At 41.8% G+C, this 251-nt stretch carries 1 pseudogene; it reads right to left on the bottom strand.

Features of this window, described 5'->3' with window-relative positions:
• Positions 1-251, bottom strand: a pseudogene (locus CD034_RS01155) (hypothetical protein); the annotation flags it as partial.

Below are 251 nucleotides of genomic sequence, written 5' to 3'. Positions count from 1 at the left end.
TTCAACAAGTGCAAGCACATCATTAAGTGAGTCAACATCAACAAGCGTGAGTGACTCAACAAGTGCAAGCACGTCATTAAGTGGATCAACGTCAACAAGCGTGAGTGATTCAACAAGTGCAAGTACGTCATTAAGTGAATCAACATCAACAAGTGTGAGTGACTCAACAAGCACAAGCACATCATCAAGTGAATCAACATCAACAAGCGTGAGCGATTCAAATAGCGCAAGCACGTCATTAAGTGGATCAA

The organism is Staphylococcus hominis subsp. hominis, assembly GCF_002901845.1.
Classification (GTDB): Bacteria; Bacillota; Bacilli; order Staphylococcales; family Staphylococcaceae; genus Staphylococcus; species Staphylococcus hominis.
Note: the sequence above shows the minus strand (reverse complement) of the source record. Positions and strands in the feature narration are given on the sequence as shown.